A 24,251-nucleotide genomic window follows, 5' to 3' on the forward strand; every position below is an offset into this window, starting at 1 on the left:
CCGGGGCATCCGGTCCCGGCGTTCCCCAGCCAACTTCCAGGAGCGGTCAGTGGTCGGTGGCCGGCTCGACGATCTCCACGAGCACGCCACCGGCGTCCTTGGGGTGCACGAAGTTGACCCGGCTGCCGCCGGTGCCGCGGCGCGGGACGTCGTAGAGCAGCCGGAGCCCGCGGTCACGCAGGGTCTGGCTGACCGCCTCCACGTCGGTCACCCGGAAGGCGAGCTGCTGCAGCCCCGGGCCGGAGCGGCCGATGAACTTCGCGATCGTCGACTCCGGGGTCAGCGGGGCGAGCAGTTGCACGCGGGTCTCGCCGTCCCCCACGGCCAGCATCGCCTCGTGCACCCCCTGCTCCTCGTTCACCTCCTCGTGCACCGAGGTGATCCCGAAGGCCAGCTCGTAGAAGGCGATCGCCTCCCGCAGGTCGGGCACGGCGATGCCCACGTGGTCGATGGTGGTGAAGAGGTCGGCGGGTAGAGCCCCACGGGGGTCGTCGGTCACCTCCCCGATCCTGCCCGTCCTATCCTGGACATGCCCGTGCCGCCACCCCGGTGTCAACGCGGCGTCGTGTCGAACGGCCGCCGACCTCGGCGACCGGAACCAGTGGAGAACCAGATGAGCCAGCCCACCCAGCCCCGATCCGTGATCGTCGGGGGCGCCCGCACGCCGATGGGCCGACTGCTCGGCTCGCTGAAGGACTTCTCCGCCGCCGACCTCGGCGGCGTGGCGATCAAGGCCGCCCTCGAGCGCGCCGGCATCTCCGGCGACCAGGTCGACTACGTGATCATGGGCCATGTCATCCAGGCCGGTGCGGGGCAGAACCCGGCCCGCCCCGCCGCGGTCGCCGCCGGCATCCCCATGTCGGTGCCGTCGTTCACCCTGAACAAGGTCTGCCTGTCCGGCATCGACTCCATCGCGCTCGCCGACCAGCTCATCCGCGCCGGGGAGTTCGACGTCGTCGTCGCCGGCGGCATGGAGTCCATGACCCAGGCGCCCCACCTGCTGGCCACCTCGCGCACCGGGACCAAGTACGGCGACGCCACCCTGATCGACTCGATGGCGCACGACGCGCTGTCGGACAGCTTCGACCAGATCGCCATGGGCGTGCTCACCGAGCGGTCCAACGGGCGGTACGGGCTGACCCGTGAGGAGCAGGACGCGTTCGCCGCGGAGAGCCACCAGAAGGCGGCCCGCGCGGCCAAGAACGGGGTCTTCGACGAGGAGATCACCCCGGTCCTCATCCCGCAGCGCAAGGGCGACCCGATCGAGTTCCGCGAGGACGAGGGCATCCGTCCCGACACCACGGTCGAGAGCCTGGGTCGGCTCAAGCCGGCCTTCGCGGCGGACGGCACGATCACCGCCGGCACCGCCTCGCAGATCTCCGACGGCGCCTGCGCCGTCGTGGTCATGTCCGCGGCGAAGGCGGCGGAGCTCGGCTGCACCGTGCTCGCCGAGATCGGCGCGCACGGGGTCGTCGCCGGTCCCGACGCGACGCTGCAGACCCAGCCGTCGCGGGCGCTCGCGAAGGCTTGCACCCGCGAGGGCATCGAGCCGGCGGACCTGGACCTCGTCGAGATCAACGAGGCATTCGCCGCGGTCGCCCTCGTCTCCACCCGCGAGCTCGGCATCGACCCGGAGAAGGTCAACCCCAACGGCGGCGCGATCGCGCTCGGCCACCCGGTCGGCATGAGCGGCGCCCGCATCGTGCTCGACGTCGTCCTGGAGCTGCGCCGCCGCGGCGGCGGGGTCGGGGCGGCGGCGCTGTGCGGTGGCGGTGGTCAGGGCGACGCCCTGGTCCTGCACGTGCCCGCCGGGGCGTGACGGGCGGGACCGAGCAGACCGCGGCCCCGGCGACCGGACGGCGGGGACGGCGGGCGGCCGACCTGCCCACGCTGGTCGAGCGCGCCCGCGCGGGGGACGCCCGCTCGGTGGCCCGGCTGATCTCGCTGGTCGAGGACGCCAGCCCGCTGCTGCGCGACGTGGCCGCCGCGCTCGCGCCGTACACCGGCTCCGCCCGGGTCATCGGCCTCACCGGGCCACCGGGGGTCGGGAAGTCGACGACGACGACCGCCCTCGTCCGCGCCTTCCGGGCCCGCGGGCAGCGCGTCGGGGTGCTCGCCGTCGACCCGTCGTCCCCCTTCTCCGGCGGTGCGCTGCTCGGCGACCGGGTGCGGATGCAGGACCACGCCGGCGACCCGGGCGTCTTCATCCGCTCGATGGCCTCCCGCGGGCACCTCGGCGGCCTGGCCTGGGCGACCCCGCAGGCGCTACGGGTCCTCGACGCGGCCGGCTGCGACGTCGTGCTGGTCGAGACGGTCGGGGTGGGGCAGTCCGAGCTCGAGGTCGCCTCGCTCGCGGACACCACCCTGGTGCTGCTCGCGCCGGGGATGGGCGACGGGATCCAGGCGGCGAAGGCCGGGATCCTCGAGGTCGCCGACGTCTTCGTGGTCAACAAGGCCGACCGGGACGGCGCCGACGAGACCGTGCGCGACCTGCGGTCGATGCTCTCCCTCGGCGGGCGGCACACCCGGGCCGGCGCCTGGCGCCCGCCGATCGTCAGGACCGTCGCCTCGCGGGACGTCGACAGCGGGGTGGACGAGGTCCTCGCCCGGATCGACGAGCACGCCGGCTGGCTGGCGTCCTCCGGGGAGGGGGACCGGCGCCGGCTGGAGCGGGCCGCCCGGGAGGTCGAGGCAATCGCGGTCACCGGCCTGCGCGAGCGGATGGGCGAGGTGGGCGGGTCCGTCGCGCTGGAGGCGCTGGCCGGCCGGGTGGTCGCCGGGGAGACCGACCCGTACCGCGCGGCGGACGAGCTGATCGCGCAGCTCTAGCCCCTGACGGGCAGGATGGCGGGGTGAACGGGACCCCTGACGCCGTCGTCGTCGGAGCCGGACCGAACGGGCTGGCCGCAGCGCTGCGGCTGGCCGCCGCCGGCCTGCGGGTGCGCGTGGTGGAGCGCGGTGAGCAGGCCGGCGGTGGGCTGCGCACCGAGGAGGTGACGCTGCCCGGCTACCGGCACGACATCTGCTCCACGGTGCACCCGATGGCCGCCACCGCGCCCTTCTTCCGGGAGTTCGACCTGCCCTCCCGGGGCGTCCGGCTGCTGCAGCCGGAGATCAACTTCGCCCACCCGCTGGACGGCGACCGGGCCGCGCTCTCCTTCCACGACCTGGACCGGACCGCCGACGGGCTGGGGCGGGACGCGGACAGCTACCGCCGGCTGTTCGGCCCGCTGCTGCGCCACGCGGACGAGATCGTCGACTTCTTCCTCACCTCGGCGTTCCGCCGCGTCCCCCTGCGCGGCGCGCCGGCCATCACCCGCTTCGGCCTGCAGGGGCTGCCAAACATCAGGTTCCTGGCCGAGCGGTACTTCACCGACGACGCGGCCAAGGCCCTGGTCACCGGGGCGGCCGCGCACGGGATGCTCGACCTGACCCGCCCGCTCACCGCGGCGCTGGGCATATTCCTCGGCATGCTGTCGCACCACCAGGGCTGGCCGCTGGTCGAGAGCGGCTCCCAGGCGGTGGCCGACGCGATGGTGACGGCGCTGGAGCAGCAGGGCGGCGAGCTCGTCACCGGGCACGAGGTCACCGACCTGCGGGAGTTCGACGGCGTCCCCGCGGTGCTGCTCAACACCTCGCCGGGTGCCTTCGTGGCCATGGCCGGCAACCGGCTGCCCGACGGCTACCGGCGCTGGGTGCGGCGGTACAAGCACGGCCCCGGCGTCTTCAAGGTCGACTGGGCGCTGTCCGAGCCGGTGCCGTGGACCAACCCCGACGTCCGGCGGGCCGGCACGGTGCACCTGGCCGGCACGATGGAGGAGACCATCGCGGGGGAGTCGGCGCCGGCGCACGGGCGGATCTCCGAGGCGCCGTACGTGCTCGCCGTGCAGCCGACGGTGGTGGACCCGTCGCGCGCCCCCGCGGGCGGCCACGTGTTCTGGGCGTACGTGCACGTGCCGCACGGGTCGACCGTGGACATGACCGAGGCGATCGAGGACCAGGTCGAGCGCTTCGCCCCGGGCTTCCGGGACACCGTGCTGGCCCGGTACACCATGCACGCCGGGGAGATGGAGCACTGGAACCCCAACGACGTCGGTGGGGACATCTCCAACGGGGAGGCGTCGCTGCGGCAGATGCTGGCCCGCCCGGTGCCGCGGTGGAACACCTACTCGACGCCGATCCGCGGCACCTACCTGGCCGGGGCGGCGACCCCACCGGGGCCGGCGGTGCACGGCGCCTGCGGGGACAACGCCGCGCAGGTCGCACTGCGGGAGGTGTTCGGCATCCGCAGGGCCCCGCGGCTCGCCCCCGCGCCCTGAGGCCGGGTCGGTCCCCGATCGGCACCGCGACGTGCCACAGTGGGCGCCGTGCACGCGCGGGGGTCGCTGTGGCGGTCGCCGCGCGACCCGGCGCCGCCGGTGGTCCGCGTGGTCGCCGGGGTGCTGCTGGTCGAGGTCGCGGTGTTCCTGGTGTCGACGGTGCCCGGGGTCCGCGCGACCGAGGACTTCTCCCTGCCGCTCGACGGCTGGCTGCAGGCCCTCGGCTACCTCACCGCGACCGCGCTGGTCCTGCTCCGCCCCGCCCTCCGGCCGGCCGACCGGGCGGCCTGGGCGTGGATCGGCGCCGCGCTCGGCGCCCGCGCGCTGGGGTTCGTGCTCTGGCTGGCCGTGGTGCGCCCGCAGGAGCCGACGCCGTACCCCTCGGTCGCCGACGCCGGCTGGCTGGCGATGTACCTGCTCATGCTGGTCGGGCTCGCGCTCCTGGTCCGTGAGCGCGCGCGGCTGCTGACGTCCAGCCTGCTGCTCGACGGTGCCGTGGCCGGGCTCGCCGCCGCCTCGGTGGCGGTGACCCTGCTGTACCCGACCCTCGTGTCCCTCGCCGCCCCGGGGACGCCCCGCGGGGCGCTCGCCGTCAACCTCGCGTACCCGGTCCTGGACGTGGTGCTCGCCGTGGCCGTGATCTGGGTGCTCCTCCTCTCCGGTCGGCCGACGTCGCCGTCCATGTGCGCGCTGGCCGGAGGGCTGGCCGGTTTCGCGGTCGCGGACGGCGTATACCTCCACCTCCTCGCCGCCGGCGACTTCCGGCCGGGGACGCTGCTGAGCTCGGGCTCGCTGGCGCTCATGGCGCTGGTCGCCCTCGCGGGCTGGCTGCCGGGGGAGGTCCTGGCCGGCCGCCGTCCCGAGCCGCTGCCGGGCGTGGTGCTCCCCGTGCTGTTCTCGCTGGTCTGCCTGGGTGTGCTGGTGTACGCCACGCGGACGGAGGTCCCGTCGCTGGGGGTGGCCTGCGCCGGCGGCGGGCTGGTCGCGGCCACCGCCCGGACGGCGCTCTCCTTCCGTGCGGTGCGGGGACTGGCGGAGCACCGCCGGGAGGCGCGGACCGACGAGCTGACCGGCCTGGCCAACCGGCGGGCGTTCAACGAGGCGCTGGAGCGGGCTCTCGGGCACGCCTCGCCGCAGCACCGGCTCGCGTTGCTCGTCGTGGACCTCGACGACTTCAAGGCCGTCAACGACGCGCTCGGCCACCACTACGGGGACGAGCTGCTGCGGCAGGCGGCCTCCCGGCTGCAGCAGGCGCTGCGCGGCGGTGACCTGGTGGCCCGGATCGGCGGGGACGAGTTCGGCGTGCTGCTCCCCGATGCGGACGGCGCGCTGGCGGTCGCGGTCGCCGAGCGGCTGCGGGCGGGGTTCCGCCGCTCCTTCCGGCTCGGCCCGCGGGACGTGGTCATCGCGCCCAGCGTCGGCATCGCGCTCGCACCCGACGACGGCCGCGACCCGGTGCAGCTGCTGCAGCACGCCGACCTGGCGATGTACGACGCGAAGGCCGCACGCAGCGGGCAGGCGCTCTACCGGCGGGAGCTGCACCCCACGGGCCGGATCCGGCTGGAGACCGCCGAGCGGCTGCGCCGGGCGATCGAGGACGGCGAGCTGGTGCTGCACTACCAGCCGCAGGTCGCGCTGCCCAGCGGGGCGGTCAGCGGCGTGGAGGCGCTGGTCCGGTGGGAGCACCCCGAGTCGGGACTGCTGCCGCCGAGCAGCTTCCTCGCCCAAGCCGAGAGCGCCGGGCTCATGCCGAGGCTCACCGTCGCCGTGCTCGACCAGGCGCTGCGCCAGGTCGCCGCCTGGCACGCCCAGGGGCTGCCGGTGACGGTCGCGGTCAACCTGTCGGTCACCAACCTGCTGGACCCCTCCTTCCCGGAGCACGTCGTGGACCTGCTGGCGGTCCGCCGGCTGCCGGCCGGGACGCTGGAGCTGGAGCTGACCGAGGACCTGTTCATGGCCGACCCGGCCCGGGCCCGGGGGGCGGTCGCCGCGCTGCTCGAGGCCGGCGTCGGGCTGGTGATCGACGACTACGGCACCGGCTACTCCTCGCTGGGCTACCTGCGCGACCTGCACGAGATCCGCGGGCTGAAGCTGGACCGCTCCTTCGTGGCCGACCTGGACACCGAGCCGCGGTCGGCGGCGATCGTGGAGTCGACGGTCGACCTCGCCCATGCGCTGGGCATGCACGTCGTCGCCGAGGGGGTCGAGACCCCGGCGGTCCGGGACCGGCTGGCCGACCTGGGCTGCGAGTTCGCCCAGGGGTACCTGTTCTCCCGGCCTCTGCCGCCGGGCGAGCTGGCACTCGACGCGCTGCTCGCCGGGGACGGTGCGGCGGGGGTGGCGCCGGGGCCGCCCGGCCGGCGGGGAACGCCACGGGGACGGGCCTCCCGCGGCAGGTGGCGATCTACCGGGCGGTAGCGTGCGCGGCATGGTCCGTCCGCTGGGGCTGCCGTTCGACCCGATCGAGCGCGCCGCGCAGACGTGGGAGGAGCGGTTCGGCCCCGCCGCGTCGATGCGGGCGGCCACCTCGGTGTTCCGGGTGCAGCAGATCCTGCTGGCCCGCTTCGACGAGTCGCTGCGCCCGCACCAGCTCACCTTCGCCCGCTACGAGGTGCTGGTGCTGCTCACCTTCTCGCGCACCGGTCGGCTACCGCTCAAGGTCATCGGCAGCCGGTTGATGGTGCACCCCACCAGCGTCACCAACGCGATCGAGCGGCTGGTGGCCGCCGGGTACGTCGAGCGCCTGCCCAACCCGCAGGACGGGCGTGGTGTGCTGGCCGCGATCACCGACCGCGGCCGCGCCGTCGTCGAGCTGGCGACCGAGGCGCTGACCGGTCAGGACTTCGGGCTGGGCATCCTGCCCGAGGCCGACCTGGACACCCTGTTCGAGCTGCTCCGCCGCGTGCGGCTGGGTGCCGGCGACGTGGCCGACGCCGACTCGCGGGCGGGGCCTGGTGAGAACTAGTAGGACGTCCTAACATCTTGGCATGACCGAGGTCCCGGGCAACGACGCCCGCCGCCGGTGGCAGCAGCGTTTCGACGCGGCCCTGGCCGCCGGGAAGGTGCGCGACGCCGACTTCACCACCCTCTCCGGGCTCCCGGTCGAACCGGCCTACGGGCCGGCCGACGAGCGCGCCGTCCCCGGGTTCGAGCGGATCGGCTGGCCGGGGGAGTTCCCCTTCACCCGCGGGCTGTACGCCACCGGCTACCGCGGCCGGGCCTGGACGATCCGCCAGTTCGCCGGCTTCGGCAACGCCCGGCAGACCAACGAGCGCTTCCGGTCGCTGCTCGACGCCGGCGGTGGCGGGCTCTCGGTCGCCTTCGACATGCCGACCCTCATGGGCCGGGACTCCGACGACCCCCGAGCGCTGGGCGAGGTGGGGCACTGCGGGGTGGCGGTGGACTCCGCGGCGGACATGGACGTGCTCTTCGAGGGCATCCCGCTGGAGCAGACGACGACGTCGATGACGATCAGCGGGCCCGCCGTCCCGGTCTTCTGCATGTACCTGGTCGCGGCCGAGCGTCAGGGCGCGGACGTCGGGAGGCTCAACGGCACGCTGCAGACCGACATCTTCAAGGAGTACATCGCGCAGAAGGAGTGGCTGTTCGCCCCCGAGCCGCACCTGCGCCTCATCGGCGACCTCATGGAGTACTGCGCCGAGCGGATCCCGGCGTACAAGCCGATCTCGGTGTCCGGGTACCACATCCGGGAGGCCGGCTCGACCGCCGCGCAGGAGCTCGCGTACACGCTGGCAGACGGCTTCGCCTACGTGGAGCTCGGCCTGTCCCGGGGCCTGGACGTCGACGTCTTCGCGCCCGGCCTGTCGTTCTTCTTCGACGCGCACATCGACTTCTTCGAGGAGATCGCCAAGTTCCGCGCCGCCCGGCGGATCTGGGCGCGCTGGCTGCGCGACGTGTACGGCGCGCGGACGGAGAAGGCCCAGCAGCTGCGGTTCCACACCCAGACCGCCGGGGTCTCCCTCACCGCGCAGCAGCCGGACAACAACGTCGTCCGGACGGCGGTCGAGGCGCTGGCCGCGGTACTGGGCGGCACCAACTCCCTGCACACGAACGCCCTGGACGAGGTGCTCGCGCTCCCCAGCGCGAAGGCCGCGCAGATCGCGCTGCGCACGCAGCAGGTGATCGCTGAGGAGACCGGGGTGATGAACGTGGCCGACCCGCTGGGCGGCTCCTGGTACGTCGAGGCGCTGACCGACGAGCTGGAGCGCCAGGCGGAGGAGGTCTTCGCCCGGATCCGCGACATGGGCTCGGACGGCTCGATGACCAGCGGGATCCTGCGGGGCATCGAGGACGGGTGGTTCACCGGCGAGATCGCCGAGGCGGCGTTCACCTACCAGCGGGCGCTGGAGAAGGGGGAGAAGAAGGTCGTCGGGGTGAACACGCTGACCGGTTCGGTGGACGCCGACGACCAGCTCGAGATCCTCCGGGTCGGCCACCAGGTCGAGCTGGACCAGCGGGCAGAGCTCGGCCGGCGGCGGGAGCAGCGGGACGACGCCGCCGCACGGGCCGCGGTCGCCCGGATGGTCGAGGTGGCCCGGACCGCGGACAACCTGGTGCCCGCGATGCTCGACGCCGCCCGCGCCGAGGCCACGCTCGGGGAGATCTGCGACGCCCTCCGCGCCGAGTGGGGCACCTACACCGAGCAAGCCAGGTTCTAGTCGTCCCCGCCGGGACGCCGGTCAGGCGCGCAGACCCTGGAGCCCGTCGTAGGCGGCCGTCACGAGCTCCAACCCCCGGTCGTCCTCCGCGGGCTCGCGCATCTGGTTCGTCACGTACGCCACCGCCATCCGGTACTCGGGATCGACCATGACAAGCGAGCCGCCCCACCCGCCCCAGCCGAGGGAGCTGCCGAACAGCCCGTAGCCCAGCCCGTAGCGCACCGGCATGCCCAGGACGCGGTCCTCGCCGCTGAACTGCTCCTCCCGCGCCCGGTCACAGCCCGCCGGTGACAGCAGCCGCACCTCGCCCACAGCTCCGCCGCAGGCCAGCACCGACTGCACGAGGGCGACCGAGCGGGCGTTGCCGAAGCCGCTCGCCGCGGGGATCTGCGCCCGACGCCACGCCACACTGTTCCCGTCGCGGACCCGGACCCGGACCCGGACCACGGTGCCGGGGGCGGGGTGTGCGCTGCCGCCGGACGGGCCGGCGGCGTAGTCGTCGTCCCGGGACGGCGGCGGGACGCTGAGCGCCACCCGGGAGTCGTGCTCGGCGGGCAGTCCGATGGAGAAGTCGGCACCCAGCGGTCGCGCCACCTCCGCCGCGAAGAACTCGTCCAGGCTCCGGCCGGTGATCCGGCGCACGACCTCGCCGACGAGGAACCCCTGGGTGAGCGAGTGGTATCCGGCCGCGCTCCCCGGTACCCACTGCGGCTCCTGCGCCGCCAGCCGTGCCGTGGCGGAGGGCCAGTCGTACAGCTCGTCGATCGGCCCCTCCCAGTCGGGCAGGCCCGCAGTGTGCGCGAGCACGTGACGCACCAGCACCGCTTCCTTGCCTGCCGCGGCGAACTCGGGCCAGTACCGGCCGACCGGTGCGGTCAGATCGAGGTCGCCCCGGTCGGCAAGGACCAGCGCGCACAGTGCCGTCATCGTCTTGGTGACGGACCAGACGTTGGTGATCGTGTCCCGCTGCCACGCGATCGTGCGCTCCGCGTCGGCGAACCCACCCCAGACGTCCACCACCGGCTCGCCGTCCACGAAGACCGCGATCGAGGCGCCGGTGTCCCCGCGGTCCAGCTGGCCGGCCAGCGCACTCGGCACCGCGGTGAACAAGTCGTCGTACGAGCCCTGGATGTCGGCCATGCCCCGAACCAACGCGAACCGGACCCTCGGGGCAACCGGATTCCCCCGGTCCGGCACCCCGGGGAGAGCCCGGGTGGGCGACAGCGGGAACAGTGAGATCATCGGGGCATGCAGCCCAACCGTCCCGCTCGAACCGACCCGCGCGCCGCCGCGCAGCAGGCACGCCTGGCGGCCTCGCTGGCCGGCGCGGTCGACCTCGCCGCGGTCAAGGCGCGCAGCGAGGCCGCGACCCGCGCCCAGACCGCCCCGCCACCGAGCACTGCCGCGCCCACGGGTTTGCCGGGCAGCGCGGTCGTCGACGTCACGGAGGCGACCTTCCAGGCCGAGGTGCTCGACCGCTCCTTCCAGGTGCCCGTGGTGCTGGACCTGTGGGCCGAGTGGTGCGGTCCGTGCAAGCAGCTCTCCCCGGTGCTCGAGCGGCTGGCCGCCGAGGGCGGCGGCTCCTGGGTGCTGGCGAAGGTCGATGTCGACGCCAACCCGGCGCTCGCGCAGGGACTGCGGGTGCAGGGCATCCCCGCGGTGAAGGCGGTGTGGCAGGGGCAGCTGGTCGCCGAGTTCACCGGTGCGATCCCCGAGGAGCAGGCCCGCCAGTTCGTCACCGAGCTGGTCGCCGCCACGACCGGCGGAGCCGTTCCCGGCGGTGCCGAGGACGAGGCCCCGGAGCCGGAGGACCCGCGGCTGGACGCCGCCGAGGCCGCGCTGGACCGCGGTGACCTCGCCGCTGCCGAGCAGGCCTACCAGGCGATCCTGGACGCCGAGCCCGGCCACCCGGTGGCGGGCCTGGCGCTGCGCCAGGTGCAGCTGTTCCGGCGGGCCGAGGAGGCCGGCCCCGATGCGCTCGCCGCCGCCGACGCGGCGCCCGACGACGTGGCCGCGCAGAACCGGGCCGCGGACTTCCTGCTGGGCACCGGCAACGTGGAGCTGGCCTTCGAGCGGCTGCTCGACGTCGTCCGGCGGACCTCGGGCGAGGACCGGGACATGGCGCGCAAGCACCTCGTCGAGCTGCTGGGCATCGTGGGCGACGAGGACCCGCGGGTGGGGGCCGCCCGCCGGGCGCTGAGCGCCGCGCTGTTCTAGACGCCGACGTCGCAGGCCGACGGGCCCTGGAACACCCCGCCGCGGAAGACGTCGACGAGCTGGAAGCCGGTCATGTCCGCCTCGGCGAACGCCTCCGGGTCGTCGCTGTACTCGAGCAGGAACGACACGCTCTCATCGACGTCGCCGGGGGAGATGGACAGCACCCCGCTGCTCCCGTTGAGCACGAAGGCGGTGAACGCGCCGGTCAGGCAGACGGCGGAGCGGACGGCTGCCTGGTCGTCGGTCGACAGGCCCAGCTGGTCGCGCGCGGCCAGCGCGTACGGGATCGAGATCGCGGTCAGGACGGCGTAGTCGCCGCCCTCCTCGGCCTCGTACAGCGGCTCGGTCAGCTCGGCCTCGTCGAAGCCCACGGCGTCGTCGGCCGCGCAGTAGACCAGGTCGGTGTCCGGCGCCCGGCCGCCGCAGGTGGGTGCCCGCCCGGAGAACGGCTCCAGCTGGGGTGGCTGGAAGGTCTCGCCGAGCTGGTCGAACACGGTGGTCCAGAACTCGGACAGCCCGTCGGGGGCGAAGGCCTCGACGGTCTGGTTGTACGGGGCGTCGCCGCCGGTCAGCAGGTCGGCGTCGGAGAACCCGCGCTGGGTGAACGGCCGGTCGGCGGTGAACTGGTCGCGGCAGGCCGTGGGCCCGTCGTCGAACCCCTCCTGGAAGGCCGACACCCGGTCGAAGTAGGAGCCGTGCGCCTCGGCCTCGCCCACGCCGGTCCCCACCGGATCGCGCAGCAGCAGGTAGCCGCGGAGCACGTCGTCGAGCTCGGCCGGCCGGATGGAGTTGTGCGGTGAGTTGCCGTCGGCGACCCACGCGGTCCACGCCCCGGCGAAGCAGTCGGCCTGGGTCTCGATCACGATCGACGCGGGCACCGGGTAGCCGACCCGGCCCTGCACGGCGTGCCCGAACTCGTGCGCCATCACCAGGGCCGGGATGAACCTGCCGTAGCCGGAGGCCAGCTCGGACAGGAAGTCGCGGTCGTACTGGATCGCGTCGCCGTTCGGGTACTCGCCGCTGGGGCTGCAGTAGAAGGCGTTCTGGGTCACCGCCTCCGGCGGCTCCCCGCAGCCGATCTGCCCGTTGGGGTACTGCCCGGGGTCGATGTCGTTGGGGTCGACCGAGTAGTAGCCGCCGGCCAGCGGGGTGAAGTCCTGCCGGAACACCGACGGGAACTGCTCGGCCCAGTAGGTGTTGAGGTCGGACAGCGCGTTGCGGGCCAGCTGGTCGATCTCCCCGTCGCCGGCCCCGATGATCGGGAACTCCTCGACGGCGACCACCCCGCCGGCACCCGGCGCCGGGCTGCCGGTGCCCTCGATCAGGGTGACCGCGCACCCGCTCAACGCCGAGGTGCCCAGCACCAGCCCGACGACGGCGGCGGCGGGGCGGGACGAGGCGGACATGGGCTCCCGATCGGTCGGGTCGGCGGGGACGCGGCGGGAGGTCCATCCTGCCCGACCGGCGGGGCTGCGGCGACGGCTCGACAGTCGCCGCCGCAGCCCCGGACGGGGATCAGTCCTGCGGAGGGACCTGGTGCTCGACGGCGCCCCGGCCCTCGGCGGCACCCGAGGCCTCCGCCGCGGCGGCGCGCTCCGCGTCGCCGGACCCTGCCCGCTCCGGCTCGGGACCCTCGTGGACGAACCAGACCGTCGCCAGGGGCGGCACGGTGAGCTCGGCCGACCACGGCTGCCCGTGCCACGTCTGCGCCACCGCGTCGACGCCGCCCAGGTTGCCCACGCCCGAGCCGCCGTAGCCCCCGGCGTCGGTGTTGACCACCTCGCGCCAGCGGCCACCGCGGGGCAGCCCGACCCGGTAGTGGTGGTGCGGGGTGCCCGCGAAGTTCGCGATGCAGGCCAGCACCTGCCCGTTCTTGCCGTAGCGCACGAAGGACAGCGTGTTGCCCTGGGCGTCGTTCGCGTCGATCCACTGGAACCCGGCGGGGTCGACGTCCTGCGAGTACAGCGCCTCGCTCTCCCGGTAGACCCGGTTCAGGTCGCGCACCAGGTCGAGCACCCCGCGGTGCGCCGGGTCGTCGAGGTGCCACCAGTCCAGCGAGCGGCTCTCCGCCCACTCCGACAGCTGGCCGAACTCCGAGCCCATGAACAGCACCTGCTTGCCCGGGTGCGCCCACATGTAGCCCAGGTACGCCCGCAGGTTGGCCAGCTGCTGCCACCGGTCGCCGGGCATCTTCCGCAGCAGCGAGCCCTTGCCGTACACGACCTCGTCGTGGCTGATCGGCAGCATGTAGTTCTCGGAGAACGCGTAGACCATCGAGAAGGTGAGCTGGTTGTGGTGGTAGCTCCGGTACACCGAGGGCCGGGCCATGTAGTCCAGCGAGTCGTGCATCCAGCCCATGTTCCACTTGAAGCCGAAGCCCAGGCCGCCGAGGTAGGTGGGCCGGGTGACGCCGGGCCACGCGGTCGACTCCTCGGCGATGGTGACCACGCCGGGGACCGACTTGTAGACAGTCGCGTTCATCTCCTGCAGGAACGCGACGGCGTCGAGGTTCTCCCGGCCGCCGTACTGGTTCGGCGTCCACTCGCCCTCGGCGCGCGAGTAGTCCAGGTAGAGCATCGAGGCCACCGCGTCGACCCGCAGCCCGTCGACGTGGAACTCCTGGCACCAGTACAGGGCGTTGGCGACCAGGAAGTTGCGCACCTCGCTGCGCCCGAAGTCGAAGACGAACGTGCCCCAGTCGGGCTGCTCACCGCGGCGCGGGTCGGCGTGCTCGTACAGCGCGGTGCCGTCGAACCGGCCGAGGGCCCACTCGTCCTTGGGGAAGTGCGCCGGCACCCAGTCGATGATCACGCCGAGTCCGGCCCGGTGCGCCTTGTCCACCAGGTAGCGGAAGTCGTCGGGGGAGCCGAAGCGGGACGTCGGGGCGTAGTAGGAGGTGACCTGGTAGCCCCACGACCCGCCGAACGGGTGCTCGGCGACCGGCATGAACTCCAGGTGCGTGAACCCCGCGTCGACGACGTAGTCGACCAGCTCGTCGGCGAGCTGGCGGTAGCTGAGGCCCTGCCGCCAGGAGCCGGCGTGCACCTCGTAGATGCTCATCGGCCGCTCGTGCCAGCCGGCCTCCGCGCGGGAGGCGAGCCACTCCTCGTCGCCCCACTCGTACCGGGAGGCGGTGACCACCGAGGCGTTGGCCGGCGGCACCTCCGTGGCGTTCGCCATCGGGTCGCTCTTGACCCGCCAGTGCCCGTCGGCGCCGAGCACGTGGTACCGGTAGCGGCTGCCCTCCTGCACGCCCGGGATGAAGACCTCCCAGACACCGGAGGAGCCCAGCGACCGCAGCGGGTAGGCGCGGGCCTCCCAGTAGTCGAAGTCGCCGGTGACCTTCACCCCACGTGCGTTGGGCGCCCAGACGGCGAAGGAGACGCCGTCCACCCGGCCGCCCGGGGTGTCGTAGCCGCGGACGTGCGAGCCGAGCACCGTCCACAGCTGCTCGTGCCGGCCCTCGCGGATGAGGTGCTGGTCGAGCGAGCCGAGGGTGGGCAGCCAGCGGTAGGGGTCGTCGACGAGGAAGGTGTCGGTGCCGCCCTGCCCGTTCGCGTAGGCGACCTCGATCCGGTAGTCGCCCGGCTGGTTCGGCAGCAGCGCCTCGTGGACGCCGCCGTCGTGGATCTGCTCCGCGTCGTACCGGGTCCCGTCCTGGTCGACGACGACGACGTGGACGGCGTCCGGCCGCAGCGTGCGCACCGCCCAGCCGTCGGACAGCCGGTGGGCGCCCAGCACCGAGTGCGGGTCGTGGGACCAGCCCTCGACGACGGCGCGCAGCGCCTCCTGGTCGACCTCCCGGGCCTGGGGGCTGGCCTCGGCTGGGACCGACGTGCTCAACGGCGCCTCACCTTCGGGCAGCGCCTCGACCAGTGTGGCGGACTCCGGGGCGGGCGGCTCCGCGGGCGCCGGCGGCAGGTCGGGGACCTCGGAGGTGACCAGGTCGGCGGTCGTGACGTCCGGCCCGGACGCGGTGGCCGGGGCGGCGCCGCCGCCGGCCACTGCCGGGGCCTGGCCGGTCCCCGTGGGGGTCCGGCCGGTCCCCGCGGGGGCCTCGACGGGCACCGTGTCCGGGGCCAGCACGTTGCCCGGCTCCGACGCCGTCACGGCGGGGGAGCTGCCCCCGGTGCCGGCGTGCTCGCCGGAGGCCGGGGCCTGCGGCGAGCTCGGCTCGGCCGGGTCGGGGTTCGGCGGCTCCGGCTGCGGAGCGGACGGCGCGGAGGGGGCACCCGGCTGAGCGATCGGGGCCGGGGCGACCACGGGAGTGGCGGTGACGTTCTTGGTGGCCGCCGCCTTGCGCCCGGCCTTCTTCGCTGGGGCCTCGGCACCGGCGGCCGCGGTCTTCTTGGCCGCGGTGCGCTTGGCCGCCTTCTTCACCGTGCCGGCGGTCCCCTCGGCCCCGCCGGTGGCGGGGACCTCCGCCGCACCAGCGGTCGCCGGCGCGGCCTTCTTCGCCGCCCGCTTGGCCGCCTTCTTCGCCGGGGCGGCCGCCAGGTCGGCCTGCATGCTGTCGGCCGCCTCCTGGGCGGCCCGCTTCGTGGGCGCCTTCTTGGCGGCAGCGGCCGTGCCGGTGGCCTGGCCGACCGGCGCCGGGTCGGCGGCCGGTTCCGGCTCGCTGTCGGTCGCGGTGGCCCGCCGAACGGCCTCGGTCTTCTCCTCCACCCGGCGCATCAGCTCTGCCTTGTCAGCGGGCTCGCCACCCGGCTGCTGGCTCTGCGCGTCCTCGATGCTCATGGGCTCCGTCCCTGGGGTGCTTCGGGGTGCTTCGTCAACATCCTGCCGGGCGCGTCGCCCGGTGTCGCGGGCCTGCGTCAAACCAGTGACGTCAGCCGGGACAGCGAGCTGAGCGGGATCATCAACCAGTGCGGCCGGTTCCGCGCCTCGTAGACGCACTCGTAGACGGCCTTGTCCGCCTCGAACGCGCGCAGCAGCGCCGAGCCGGCGGACAGCTGCAGGTCGCTGGCGGCGGAGTAGCCCGCCCAGAACGCCTGCCGGTTCCGCTCGGCCCACTCCTGCGCGCGGTAGCTGCGCTGCGGGTCGCCCGGCTGCTCGACGAGCATGTGCCGCGCGGCGTAGTCGAAGGACCGGAGCATGCCGGCGACGTCGCGCAGGGGGGTGTCCAGCTCCCGGCGCGCGGCCAACGGGCGGGCCGGCTCACCCTCGAAGTCCAGCACGATCCAGCCGGACGCGGTGCGCAGCACCTGCCCGAGGTGCAGGTCGCCGTGCACCCGCTGGCGCACCACCGGCTCGTCGGTGTCGGCGACGGCCGCGTAGAGCCGTCGCAGCCCGTCGGCGTGCTCGGCCAGGTCCGGCACCACCGCGAGCGCGGCCTCCAGCCGGGAGGTCATCTGCTCGGCGAGGGAGCGGTACCAGTCCCGCTCGGCCGGCTCGGTGGGCAGCACCCGCGTGAGGTCGCGGTGCACCGAGGCGGTCGCCTCGCCGAGCCGCTCGCTCTCCCCGGCGAAGTCCCCGCCGACCTCGTCGGCGTGCAGGTCGCCCTCGGCGTAGAGGTCCCGGACGCTGGAGGTGGCCAGCCGCCACCCGTCGCTGGCGTTGGGCACGAAGGCCTGCAGCATCGCGACCGTGGAGGCCTCCTCGCCCGGCCCGTTGTCGATCTCGACGTAGCCGAGCAGCGGCGCGATGTGCGGGTTCTCGGTCTGCCGCAGCGCGTCGTGGACCTCGACGTCCGGGTTGAGCCCGGGCTCCAGCCGGCGGAACAGCTTGAGGATCGCCGTCTCGCCGTAGACCAGAGAGGTGTTGCTCTGCTCGGTGGAGAGGATGTCGCCGGGCAGCCCCTCGGGGATGTAGGCGACCCCGGCCGGGTGGAAGCGCATCGGCCCGACGGTCGACGCGGCGACGAGGTGGGTCAGCCACGGCACGGTGGCGTCGCGGTCCCGCATCGCGTCGTAGGCGTAGTTCTCCCCGCCGTGGGGGTCGGCGACGGCGCCGATGAACGCACTGGAGAGCTCCTCGACCGGCGACTCGCGCCAGGACAGCGGCACCAGGTACGTCTCGGTCGCGCCGTCCTTGTAGGTGACCCGCACCCGGTGCACCGAGAGGACGGGGTCGGACTGGTCGAGCAAGAAGCCCTCGGCCGTGACGTCCGCCCACTCCCGGCCCTTGCCGCCGAACCACCGCTGGCCGGGCATCCATCCGGCCAGCAGTTCGGTCACTGCGTTCATCGGGCCTCTCCTTCGGAGTCGGTCACGGTCGGGGCCTCGGCGCCCAGACGACCGCTGCCTCCGGGGGCGCCCTCCGACACCAGGCCGGAGTCGAGCAGGGACTGGGCGACTGTGCTGGTGTGGGTCTCCCAGCTCTCCTCCTCCTCCGCGGCCGGAGCGGCCGGGCGGGAGAGCTCGAACCAGTAGAAGCCGTGTCCGCCCAGCGTGAGCATGTACGGCAGGACGCCGATCTGGGGGAACTGCACGCGCCCGGTCAGCTCGATCGGCGTGTACCCCTCGAACCGCCGCAGGTCCAGCTCCACCGGCTGCGGGAAGCGCGAGAGGTTGTTCACGCAGAGCACGATGTCGTCGCCGAACTCGCGGACGAACGACAGCACCGTGGGGTTGCGCGAGCCGATCTCGGCGAAGCTGCCCACGCCGAAGGTCGGGTGCTGCTTGCGGACGGCGATCATCGTGCGGATCCAGTGCAGCATCGACGTGGTGTTGCGCAGCTGCGCCTCCACGTTGGTCACCTGGTAGCCGTAGACCGGGTCGGCGACCAGCGGCAGGTGCATCCGCTGCGGGTCGGCGGTGGAGAACCCGCCGTTGCGGTCCGGCGTCCACTGCATCGGTGTCCGGACGCCGTCGCGGTCACCGAGCCAGATGTTGTCGCCCATCCCGATCTCGTCGCCGTAGTACAGGACCGGTGACCCGGGCAGCGAGAGCAGCAGGGCGTTGAACAGCTCGAGGGTGTCCATGTCGTTGTCCAGCAGCGGCGCGAGCCGCCGGCGGATGCCGATGTTGGCCTTCATGCGGGGGTCCTTGGCGTACTCGCCCCACATGTAGTCGCGCTCCTCGTCGGTGACCATCTCCAGGGTCAGCTCGTCGTGGTTGCGCAGGAAGATGCCCCACTGGCAGTTCTCGGGGATGGCCGGCGTCTGAGCCATGATCTCCGAGATCGGGAACCGCTGTTCCCGCCGGACCCCCATGAACAGCCGGGGCATCACCGGGAAGTGGAAGGCCATCTGGCACTCGTCGCCGTCCTCACCGAAGTACTCGACGACGTCGGCCGGCCACTGGTTCGCCTCGCAGAGCATCACCTTGTCCGGGTACTCCGCGTCGACGACCTTGCGCACCCGCTTGAGGAACGCGTGCGTCCGCGGCAGGTTCTCGCAGTTGGTCCCCTCCTCCTCGAACAGGTAGGGGACCGCGTCCAGCCGGAACCCGTCGATGCCCAGGTCAAGCCAGAAGCGCAGCGCGTCGAGGATCGCCTCCTGCACGGCAGGGTTCTCGAAGTTCAGGTCCGGCTGGTGGCTGAAGAACCGGTGCCAGAAGTACTGCTTGCGGACCGGGTCGAAGGTCCAGTTCGAGCTCTCGGTGTCGACGAAGATGATCCGCGCGTCGGCGTAGCCGGTGTCGTCGTCGGCCCACACGTAGAAGTCGCCGTAGGGCCCCTCGGGGTCGCTGCGGCTGGCCTGGAACCAGGGGTGTTGGTCCGAGGTGTGGTTCATGACGAAGTCGATGATCACCCGCATCCCACGGGAGTGGGACGCCTCGACCAGTTCCTTGAAGTCGTCGATGTCGCCGAACTCCGGGAGCACCGCGGTGTAGTCGCTGACGTCGTACCCGCCGTCCCGCAGCGGGGAGGCGAAGAACGGCGGCAGCCACAGGCAGTCGACGCCCAGCCACTGCAGGTAGTCGAGCTTGCCCATCATGCCGCGCAGGTCGCCGATGCCGTCGGCGTTGCTGTCGGCGAAGCCGCGGACGAGCACCTCGTAGAAGACGGCGCGCTTGTACCACTCGGGATCGGTGCCCGGGGGTGGCAGCGTCGACTGCTCGTCCGCGCCGGGAGTCGACTGGCTGGGGACGGGGAGCGTGGTCATGACGTCGGTCCTCGTTCGTTGCGGCGGGAAGCGGGGTGTGCGGTCGCCGGCGCCGGCCCGCAGGTGGGCCGGCGCCGGGTCGACCGGAGTGAGGGCCGGCTCAGCGGGTCACAGCGGCGGGACGGGGGAGTGGACGCTGCGGTGCACGGTGAACACGTGCGCCGGCTCCCGGAAGGGGTCCAGCTCCACGTAGTTGTGCTGGCCCCAGTCGTAGGTCGCCCCGGTGACCTCGTCGGTGACCGCGAACCGGTCGGACCAGTCGAGACCCAGCGCCGGCATGTCCAGCGACGTGGTCCCGATCTGCGTGGAGTTGCTGTTCAGTGAGACCACCACGAGCACCGCGTCGTCCGAGCCGGGATCGGTCTTGGAGAAGCAGAGCAGGTTCTCGTTGTCGACGTGGTGGAACCGCAGGGTGCGCAGCTGCTGCAGCGACGGGTGCGCGCGCCGGATCTCGTTGAGCCGCCGCAGGTAGGGGGTCAGCGTGCGGCCGCTGGCCTCCGCGCCGGCCCAGTCCCGCGGCCGGAGCTGGAACTTCTCGGTGTCCAGGTACTCCTCGCTGCCCGGCCGCAGGCCGACGTGCTCGAACAGCTCGTAGCCGCTGTAGACCCCCCAGGTGGGGCTCATCATCGACGCGAGCACCGCGCGGATCTTGAACATCGGGGGCCCGCCGACCTGCAGGGACTCGTGCAGGATGTCCGGGGTGTTCACGAAGAAGTTCGGCCGCATGTAGTGGCTGCTGGCGGCCAGCTCGCGGCCGTACTCCTCCAGCTCCCCCTTGGCGGTCCGCCACGTGAAGTAGGTGTAGCTCTGGGTGAAGCCCAGCCGGGCCAGCTGGTGCATCATCGCCGGTCGGGTGAACGCCTCGGCCAGGAAGAGGACGTCGGGGTCGGTCTTCTTGATCTCCCAGATGATCCAGTGCCAGAAGTTCAGCGGCTTGGTGTGCGGGTTGTCGACCCGGAACACCCGCACCCCGGCGGCCATCCAGTGCCGCACCACCCGGAGCACCTCCGCGTAGAGGCCCTCGGGGTCGTTGTCGAAGTTGAGCGGGTAGATGTCCTGGTACTTCTTCGGCGGGTTCTCCGCGTAGGCGATCGTGCCGTCGGGCTTGGTGGTGAACCACTCCGGGTGCTCCCGCACCCACGGGTGGTCGGGGGTCGCCTGCAGCGCCAGGTCGAGGGCGACCTCCATGCCGAGCTCGCCGGCCCGCCAGACGAAGGTCTGGAAGTCCTCCAGGGTGCCCAGCTGCGGGTGGACGGCGTCGTGGCCGCCCTCCTCGCTGCCGATCGCCCACGGGGAGCCGACGTCGTCCGGCGCGGCGACCAGGGTGTTGTTCTTGCCCTTGCGGTTGGTGTGCCCGATCGGGTGGATCGGCGGCAGGTAGACGACGTCGAAGCCCATGTCAGCGATCGACGGGAGCCGCTCGGCCGCCTGGGCGAAGGTGCCGTGGGTCGGCTGCCCACCGACCACCGGGCCCTCCGAGCGCGGGAAGAACTCGTACCAGGAGCCGTAGAGCGCCCGCCTGCGGTCGACCCACAGCTCGTAGCGCTGCGAGGAGGTCACCATCCGGCGCACGGGGTTCTCGTCCAGCACGTGCTGCAGGCCGGGGGCCAGCGCCGGGGCGAGCCGGGCGGTGAGCTCCAGGTCGCCGTTCCGCAGCGCCGCGACGGCGGCGAGCAGGACGTCCCGGTGCTGCCGCGGCGCGGAGGCGGCGACCTCCTCGAGCAGCCGGGCACCGGACTCGAGGTCGTTGGCGAGATCGTCGGCACCCTGGCCGGCCGCCACCTTCACCTCGACGTCGTGGTGCCAGGTGCTCAGCGGGTCGTCCCACGCCTCGACGGTGTAGGTCCACAACCCCTCGTGGTCGGGGACGACGGTGGCGATCCAGCGGTCCGGCTCGGGGCCGAACTTCCGCATCCGCACCAACGGACGGCCGGCCTGGGGTCGACCGGGCTCCATGGAGCCCGGTGCGGCCGGAGGCGTGAGCACCACGTTGGCGGCCACGGCATCGTGGCCCTCACGGAAGACGGTGGCGGTGATCGGCAGGTGCTCGCCGACCACGGCGCGGGTCGAGAACGACCCGCACGACACGACGGGGGCGACATCGGTGATGCCGAGGCGGAGGTCTGCGCGGCCAGTCATCGCGGTCACGCTATCTAGATCGTCGCCCGCCAGCACCTCGGCGGGAGAGGTCGCTCACAACCGGGCCGGGAACCGGCCCCGCCGCGGTCCCCGGCGCAGCGTCCGGACGCCGGGCCGACGGCGTGAGCTGTGACACCCAGCACTACTGTCGACCGGGTGCGAGCCCTCCGTCGACTCACCGTCCGTGCCGCGCTGCCCGAGGCGCTGATGCCCCTCGCGCAGCTGGTGGTCAACCTCCGCTGGTCCTGGCACCCGGAGACCCGTGACCTGTTCGAGGCGCTGGACCCCGGTCTCTGGGGCGGGTGCGGTGGCGACCCGGTGCGGGTCCTCGGCGAGGTCTCCGCCGAGCGGCTGGCCGAGCTGGCCGAGGACCAGGAGTTCCTCGCCCGCCTGAAGCGCGTGACCGACGACCTGCGCGAGTACCTGGACGCCCCGCACTGGTACCAGTCGCTCGGGCCCGACGCCCCCGCCTCGGTCGCGTACTTCTCCGCGGAGTTCGGCATCACCGAGGTGCTGCCGCAGTACTCCGGTGGGCTCGGCATCCTCGCCGGCGACCACCTCAAGGCCGCCTCCGACCTCGGCGTCCCGCTCATCGGCGTGGGGCTGCTGTATCGGGCCGGCTACTTCTCGCAGAGCCTGTCGGCCGACGGCTGGCAGCTGGAGCACTACCCGGCCCTCGACCCGCACGGCCTGCCGGTCAAGCTGCTCCGCGACGCCGACCGCAACGCCGTGGTGATCACCGTGCCGCTGCCCGAGGGGCGCACGCTGCACGCGCACGTCTGGCGGGCGCAGGTCGGCCGGGTCTCGCTGCTGCTGCTCGACAGCGACATCGAGGAGAACGACGCCGCCGAGCGCGGGGTCACCGACCGCCTGTACGGCGGGGGCGAGGACCACCGGCTGCGCCAGGAGATGCTGCTCGGCGTCGGCGGCGTGCGCGCGCTGCGCGCGTTCTGCTCCCTCACCGGCACCGCCCAGCCGGAGGTCTTCCACGCCAACGAAGGCCACGCCGGCTTCCAGGGGATCGAGCGGATCCGAGAGCTCACCGAGTCCCACGGGCTGTCCTTCGCCGAGGCGCTGCAGGCGGTCCGCGCGGGCACGGTGTTCACCACGCACACCCCGGTGCCGGCCGGCATCGACCGGTTCCCGCGGGCCCTGATCGAGCGCTACTTCGCCGGCTTCGGCGTCCCGGTCGACCAGCTCCTCGCGCTCGGCGCGGAGGACGACCCGAGCAAGTTCAACATGGCGCACATGGGCCTGCGGCTGGGGCAGCGGGCCAACGGGGTGAGCGCGCTGCACGGCCACGTCAGCCGGGAGATGTTCGGCGGCCTCTGGTCGGGCTTCGACGCCGACGACGTCCCGATCTCCTCGATCACCAACGGCGTGCACGCCGCCACCTGGACCGCCCGGGAGCTGGTCGAGCTCGGCACGCAGACGACCAGCCAGGGCGACCCGGCCGACGTCCCGGGGGCCGTGCACTTCGACGGCGTCGACCGGATCAGCAGCAGCGACCTCTGGGACACCCGGCGGCTGCTGCGCGGCCGGCTGGTGGAGGAGGTGCGCCGCCGCGTGCGGGAGACGGCGCTCTCCCGCGGCGCGGCGCAGACCGAGATCGGCTGGACCGAGACCGCCTTCGACCCCGACGTGCTCACCATCGGCTTCGCCCGCCGGGTGCCCTCCTACAAGCGGCTGACGCTGATGCTGCGCGACCCGGCCCGGCTCAAGGCGCTGCTCCTCGACGAGGAGCGGCCGGTCCAGCTGGTCATCGCCGGCAAGAGCCACCCGGCCGACGACGGCGGCAAGCAGCTGATCCAGCAGATGGTCAAGTTCGCCGACGACCCGGCGATCCGGCACCGGATCGCGTTCCTGCCCAACTACGACATCGGCATGGCGCGCTACCTGTACTGGGGCTGCGACGTCTGGCTGAACAACCCGCTGCGGCCGCTGGAGGCCTGCGGCACCTCGGGCATGAAGTCCGCGCTCAACGGCGGGCTGAACCTCTCCATCCGCGACGGCTGGTGGGACGAGTGGTTCGACGGCCAGAACGGCTGGGCCATCCCGACCGCCGACGGGGTCACCGACCCCGAACGCCGCGACGACGTGGAGGCGCACGCCATCTACGCCCTCCTGGACGAGCAGGTGCTGCCGCGCTTCTACGAGGTCGACGCCGAGGGCATCCCGACCCGCTGGGTGGAGATGATCCGCAGCACCCTCCGGGAGACCGGTCCGAAGGTCCAGGCCACCCGGATGGTCCGGGACTACGTGCAGCAGCTCTACGTGCCGGCCTCGGTCTCGGCCAGGTCCATGGCGACCGGCGGCTACGGGACCGCACGGGCCGAGGCCGCGTGGCGGTCCCGCCTGCTGGAGCACTGGCACGCCGTGCGCGTGGCGCACGTGGAGGCCACCGGGGTCGGGGACACCGCCGAGGTCGGCGGTGGCATCGACCTGCGGGCCGAGGTGGAGCTGCCCGGCGTCACGCCGGCGGAGGTGGTAGTCGAGGCGGCCTACGGGCGGGTGGACGAGGCCGACCGCCTGCACGGGGTGACCACCGTGCCGATGCAGCACGAGTCCGCGGAGGGCACCCGGCACTGGTTCACCGCCACCGTCCCGCTGACGCTGACCGGTGCGTTCGGCTACACGGTCCGAGTGCTGCCGCACTCGGAGAACCTGGCCACGCCGGCCGAGCTCGGCGTCGTCGTCAACGCCTGAACAAGGACCCCGCTGCCCCCGCACCTCGGCGCCGGCCCCGCAGCGGGCCGCTCCAGCGGATCGCCACGCTGAGCCGACACGCCGCCAGAGGAGAGCGCACGGTACTGGTCCGGGTGCTACCTGTGTGGCGAGTGGTACGGGTCG

The 24,251-nt window shown here is 73.4% G+C and carries 15 protein-coding genes; 8 read left to right on the plus strand and 7 right to left on the minus strand.

Going from position 1 to position 24,251, the window contains the following annotated elements; translation table 11 throughout:
- Positions 1-46: 46 nt before the first annotated feature.
- On the minus strand, positions 47-499 hold the full coding sequence (gene mce, locus HK417_RS07915) for a methylmalonyl-CoA epimerase (protein ID WP_222265129.1): 453 nt from the start codon (positions 497-499) through the stop codon (positions 47-49).
- Positions 500-613: 114 nt separating this feature from the next.
- Here mce and HK417_RS07920 point away from each other — a divergent pair, with 114 nt between their 5' ends.
- The 6 genes from HK417_RS07920 to HK417_RS07945 are packed head-to-tail and all read left to right on the plus strand — an operon-like array spanning position 614 to position 8,998.
- A complete protein-coding gene (locus tag HK417_RS07920) occupies positions 614-1,819 on the plus strand; it encodes an acetyl-CoA C-acetyltransferase (protein ID WP_222265131.1) in 1,206 nt (401 codons plus the stop codon).
- Entirely contained in the window at positions 1,816-2,829 is a 1,014-nt protein-coding gene (gene meaB, locus HK417_RS07925) for a methylmalonyl Co-A mutase-associated GTPase MeaB (protein WP_222265133.1), read from the plus strand. Before HK417_RS07920 ends, meaB begins: the two co-directional genes overlap by 4 nt.
- A gap of 23 nt (positions 2,830-2,852) precedes the next feature.
- On the plus strand, positions 2,853-4,319 hold the full coding sequence (locus HK417_RS07930) for a phytoene desaturase family protein (protein ID WP_222265135.1): 1,467 nt from the start codon (positions 2,853-2,855) through the stop codon (positions 4,317-4,319).
- Positions 4,320-4,367: 48 nt separating this feature from the next.
- Entirely contained in the window at positions 4,368-6,737 is a 2,370-nt protein-coding gene (locus HK417_RS07935; protein ID WP_222265137.1) for a putative bifunctional diguanylate cyclase/phosphodiesterase, read from the plus strand.
- A gap of 10 nt (positions 6,738-6,747) precedes the next feature.
- A complete protein-coding gene (locus HK417_RS07940; RefSeq protein ID WP_222265139.1) occupies positions 6,748-7,284 on the plus strand; it encodes a MarR family winged helix-turn-helix transcriptional regulator in 537 nt (178 codons plus the stop codon).
- 22 nt (positions 7,285-7,306) lie between these two features.
- Positions 7,307-8,998, plus strand: coding sequence for an acyl-CoA mutase large subunit family protein (locus tag HK417_RS07945; protein ID WP_222265141.1), 1,692 nt, complete (start codon positions 7,307-7,309; stop codon positions 8,996-8,998).
- A gap of 21 nt (positions 8,999-9,019) precedes the next feature.
- Here the strand turns inward: HK417_RS07945 and HK417_RS07950 are convergent, their stop codons facing one another.
- The gene (locus HK417_RS07950) at positions 9,020-10,138 is read right to left on the minus strand and encodes a serine hydrolase domain-containing protein (protein WP_222265143.1); all 1,119 of its coding nucleotides are present in this window, start codon (positions 10,136-10,138) and stop codon (positions 9,020-9,022) included.
- A 108-nt stretch (positions 10,139-10,246) separates the two neighbouring features.
- Between HK417_RS07950 and HK417_RS07955 the strand changes: the two genes are divergently transcribed.
- Entirely contained in the window at positions 10,247-11,215 is a 969-nt protein-coding gene (locus tag HK417_RS07955) for a tetratricopeptide repeat protein (RefSeq protein ID WP_222265145.1), read from the plus strand.
- On the opposite strand, the gene HK417_RS07960 is transcribed toward HK417_RS07955, so the two are convergent.
- The 5 genes from HK417_RS07960 to HK417_RS07980 all read right to left on the minus strand — a co-directional run bounded on the left by HK417_RS07960 (position 11,212) and on the right by HK417_RS07980 (position 21,401).
- A complete protein-coding gene (locus tag HK417_RS07960) occupies positions 11,212-12,621 on the minus strand; it encodes a neutral zinc metallopeptidase (RefSeq protein ID WP_222265147.1) in 1,410 nt (469 codons plus the stop codon). The genes HK417_RS07955 and HK417_RS07960 overlap by 4 nt on opposite strands.
- Positions 12,622-12,730: 109 nt before the next feature.
- On the minus strand, positions 12,731-15,952 hold the full coding sequence (gene glgB, locus HK417_RS07965) for a 1,4-alpha-glucan branching protein GlgB (protein ID WP_222265149.1): 3,222 nt from the start codon (positions 15,950-15,952) through the stop codon (positions 12,731-12,733).
- Positions 15,953-16,029: 77 nt separating this feature from the next.
- A complete protein-coding gene (locus HK417_RS07970; protein WP_222265151.1) occupies positions 16,030-17,400 on the minus strand; it encodes a maltokinase N-terminal cap-like domain-containing protein in 1,371 nt (456 codons plus the stop codon).
- Complete coding sequence (gene treS / locus HK417_RS07975; protein ID WP_222265152.1) at positions 17,397-19,262, minus strand: maltose alpha-D-glucosyltransferase; 1,866 nt, start codon at positions 19,260-19,262, stop codon at positions 17,397-17,399. Before treS ends, HK417_RS07970 begins: the two co-directional genes overlap by 4 nt.
- A 108-nt stretch (positions 19,263-19,370) precedes the next feature.
- Positions 19,371-21,401, minus strand: coding sequence for an alpha-1,4-glucan--maltose-1-phosphate maltosyltransferase (locus HK417_RS07980; RefSeq protein ID WP_222265154.1), 2,031 nt, complete (start codon positions 21,399-21,401; stop codon positions 19,371-19,373).
- A gap of 156 nt (positions 21,402-21,557) precedes the next feature.
- Between HK417_RS07980 and glgP the strand changes: the two genes are divergently transcribed.
- A complete protein-coding gene (glgP, locus tag HK417_RS07985) occupies positions 21,558-24,107 on the plus strand; it encodes an alpha-glucan family phosphorylase (RefSeq protein WP_222265156.1) in 2,550 nt (849 codons plus the stop codon).
- The last annotated feature ends 144 nt before the right edge of the window (positions 24,108-24,251 follow it).

This window comes from Modestobacter marinus, assembly GCF_019799945.1.
GTDB classification, from domain to species: domain Bacteria; phylum Actinomycetota; class Actinomycetes; order Mycobacteriales; family Geodermatophilaceae; genus Modestobacter; species Modestobacter marinus_B.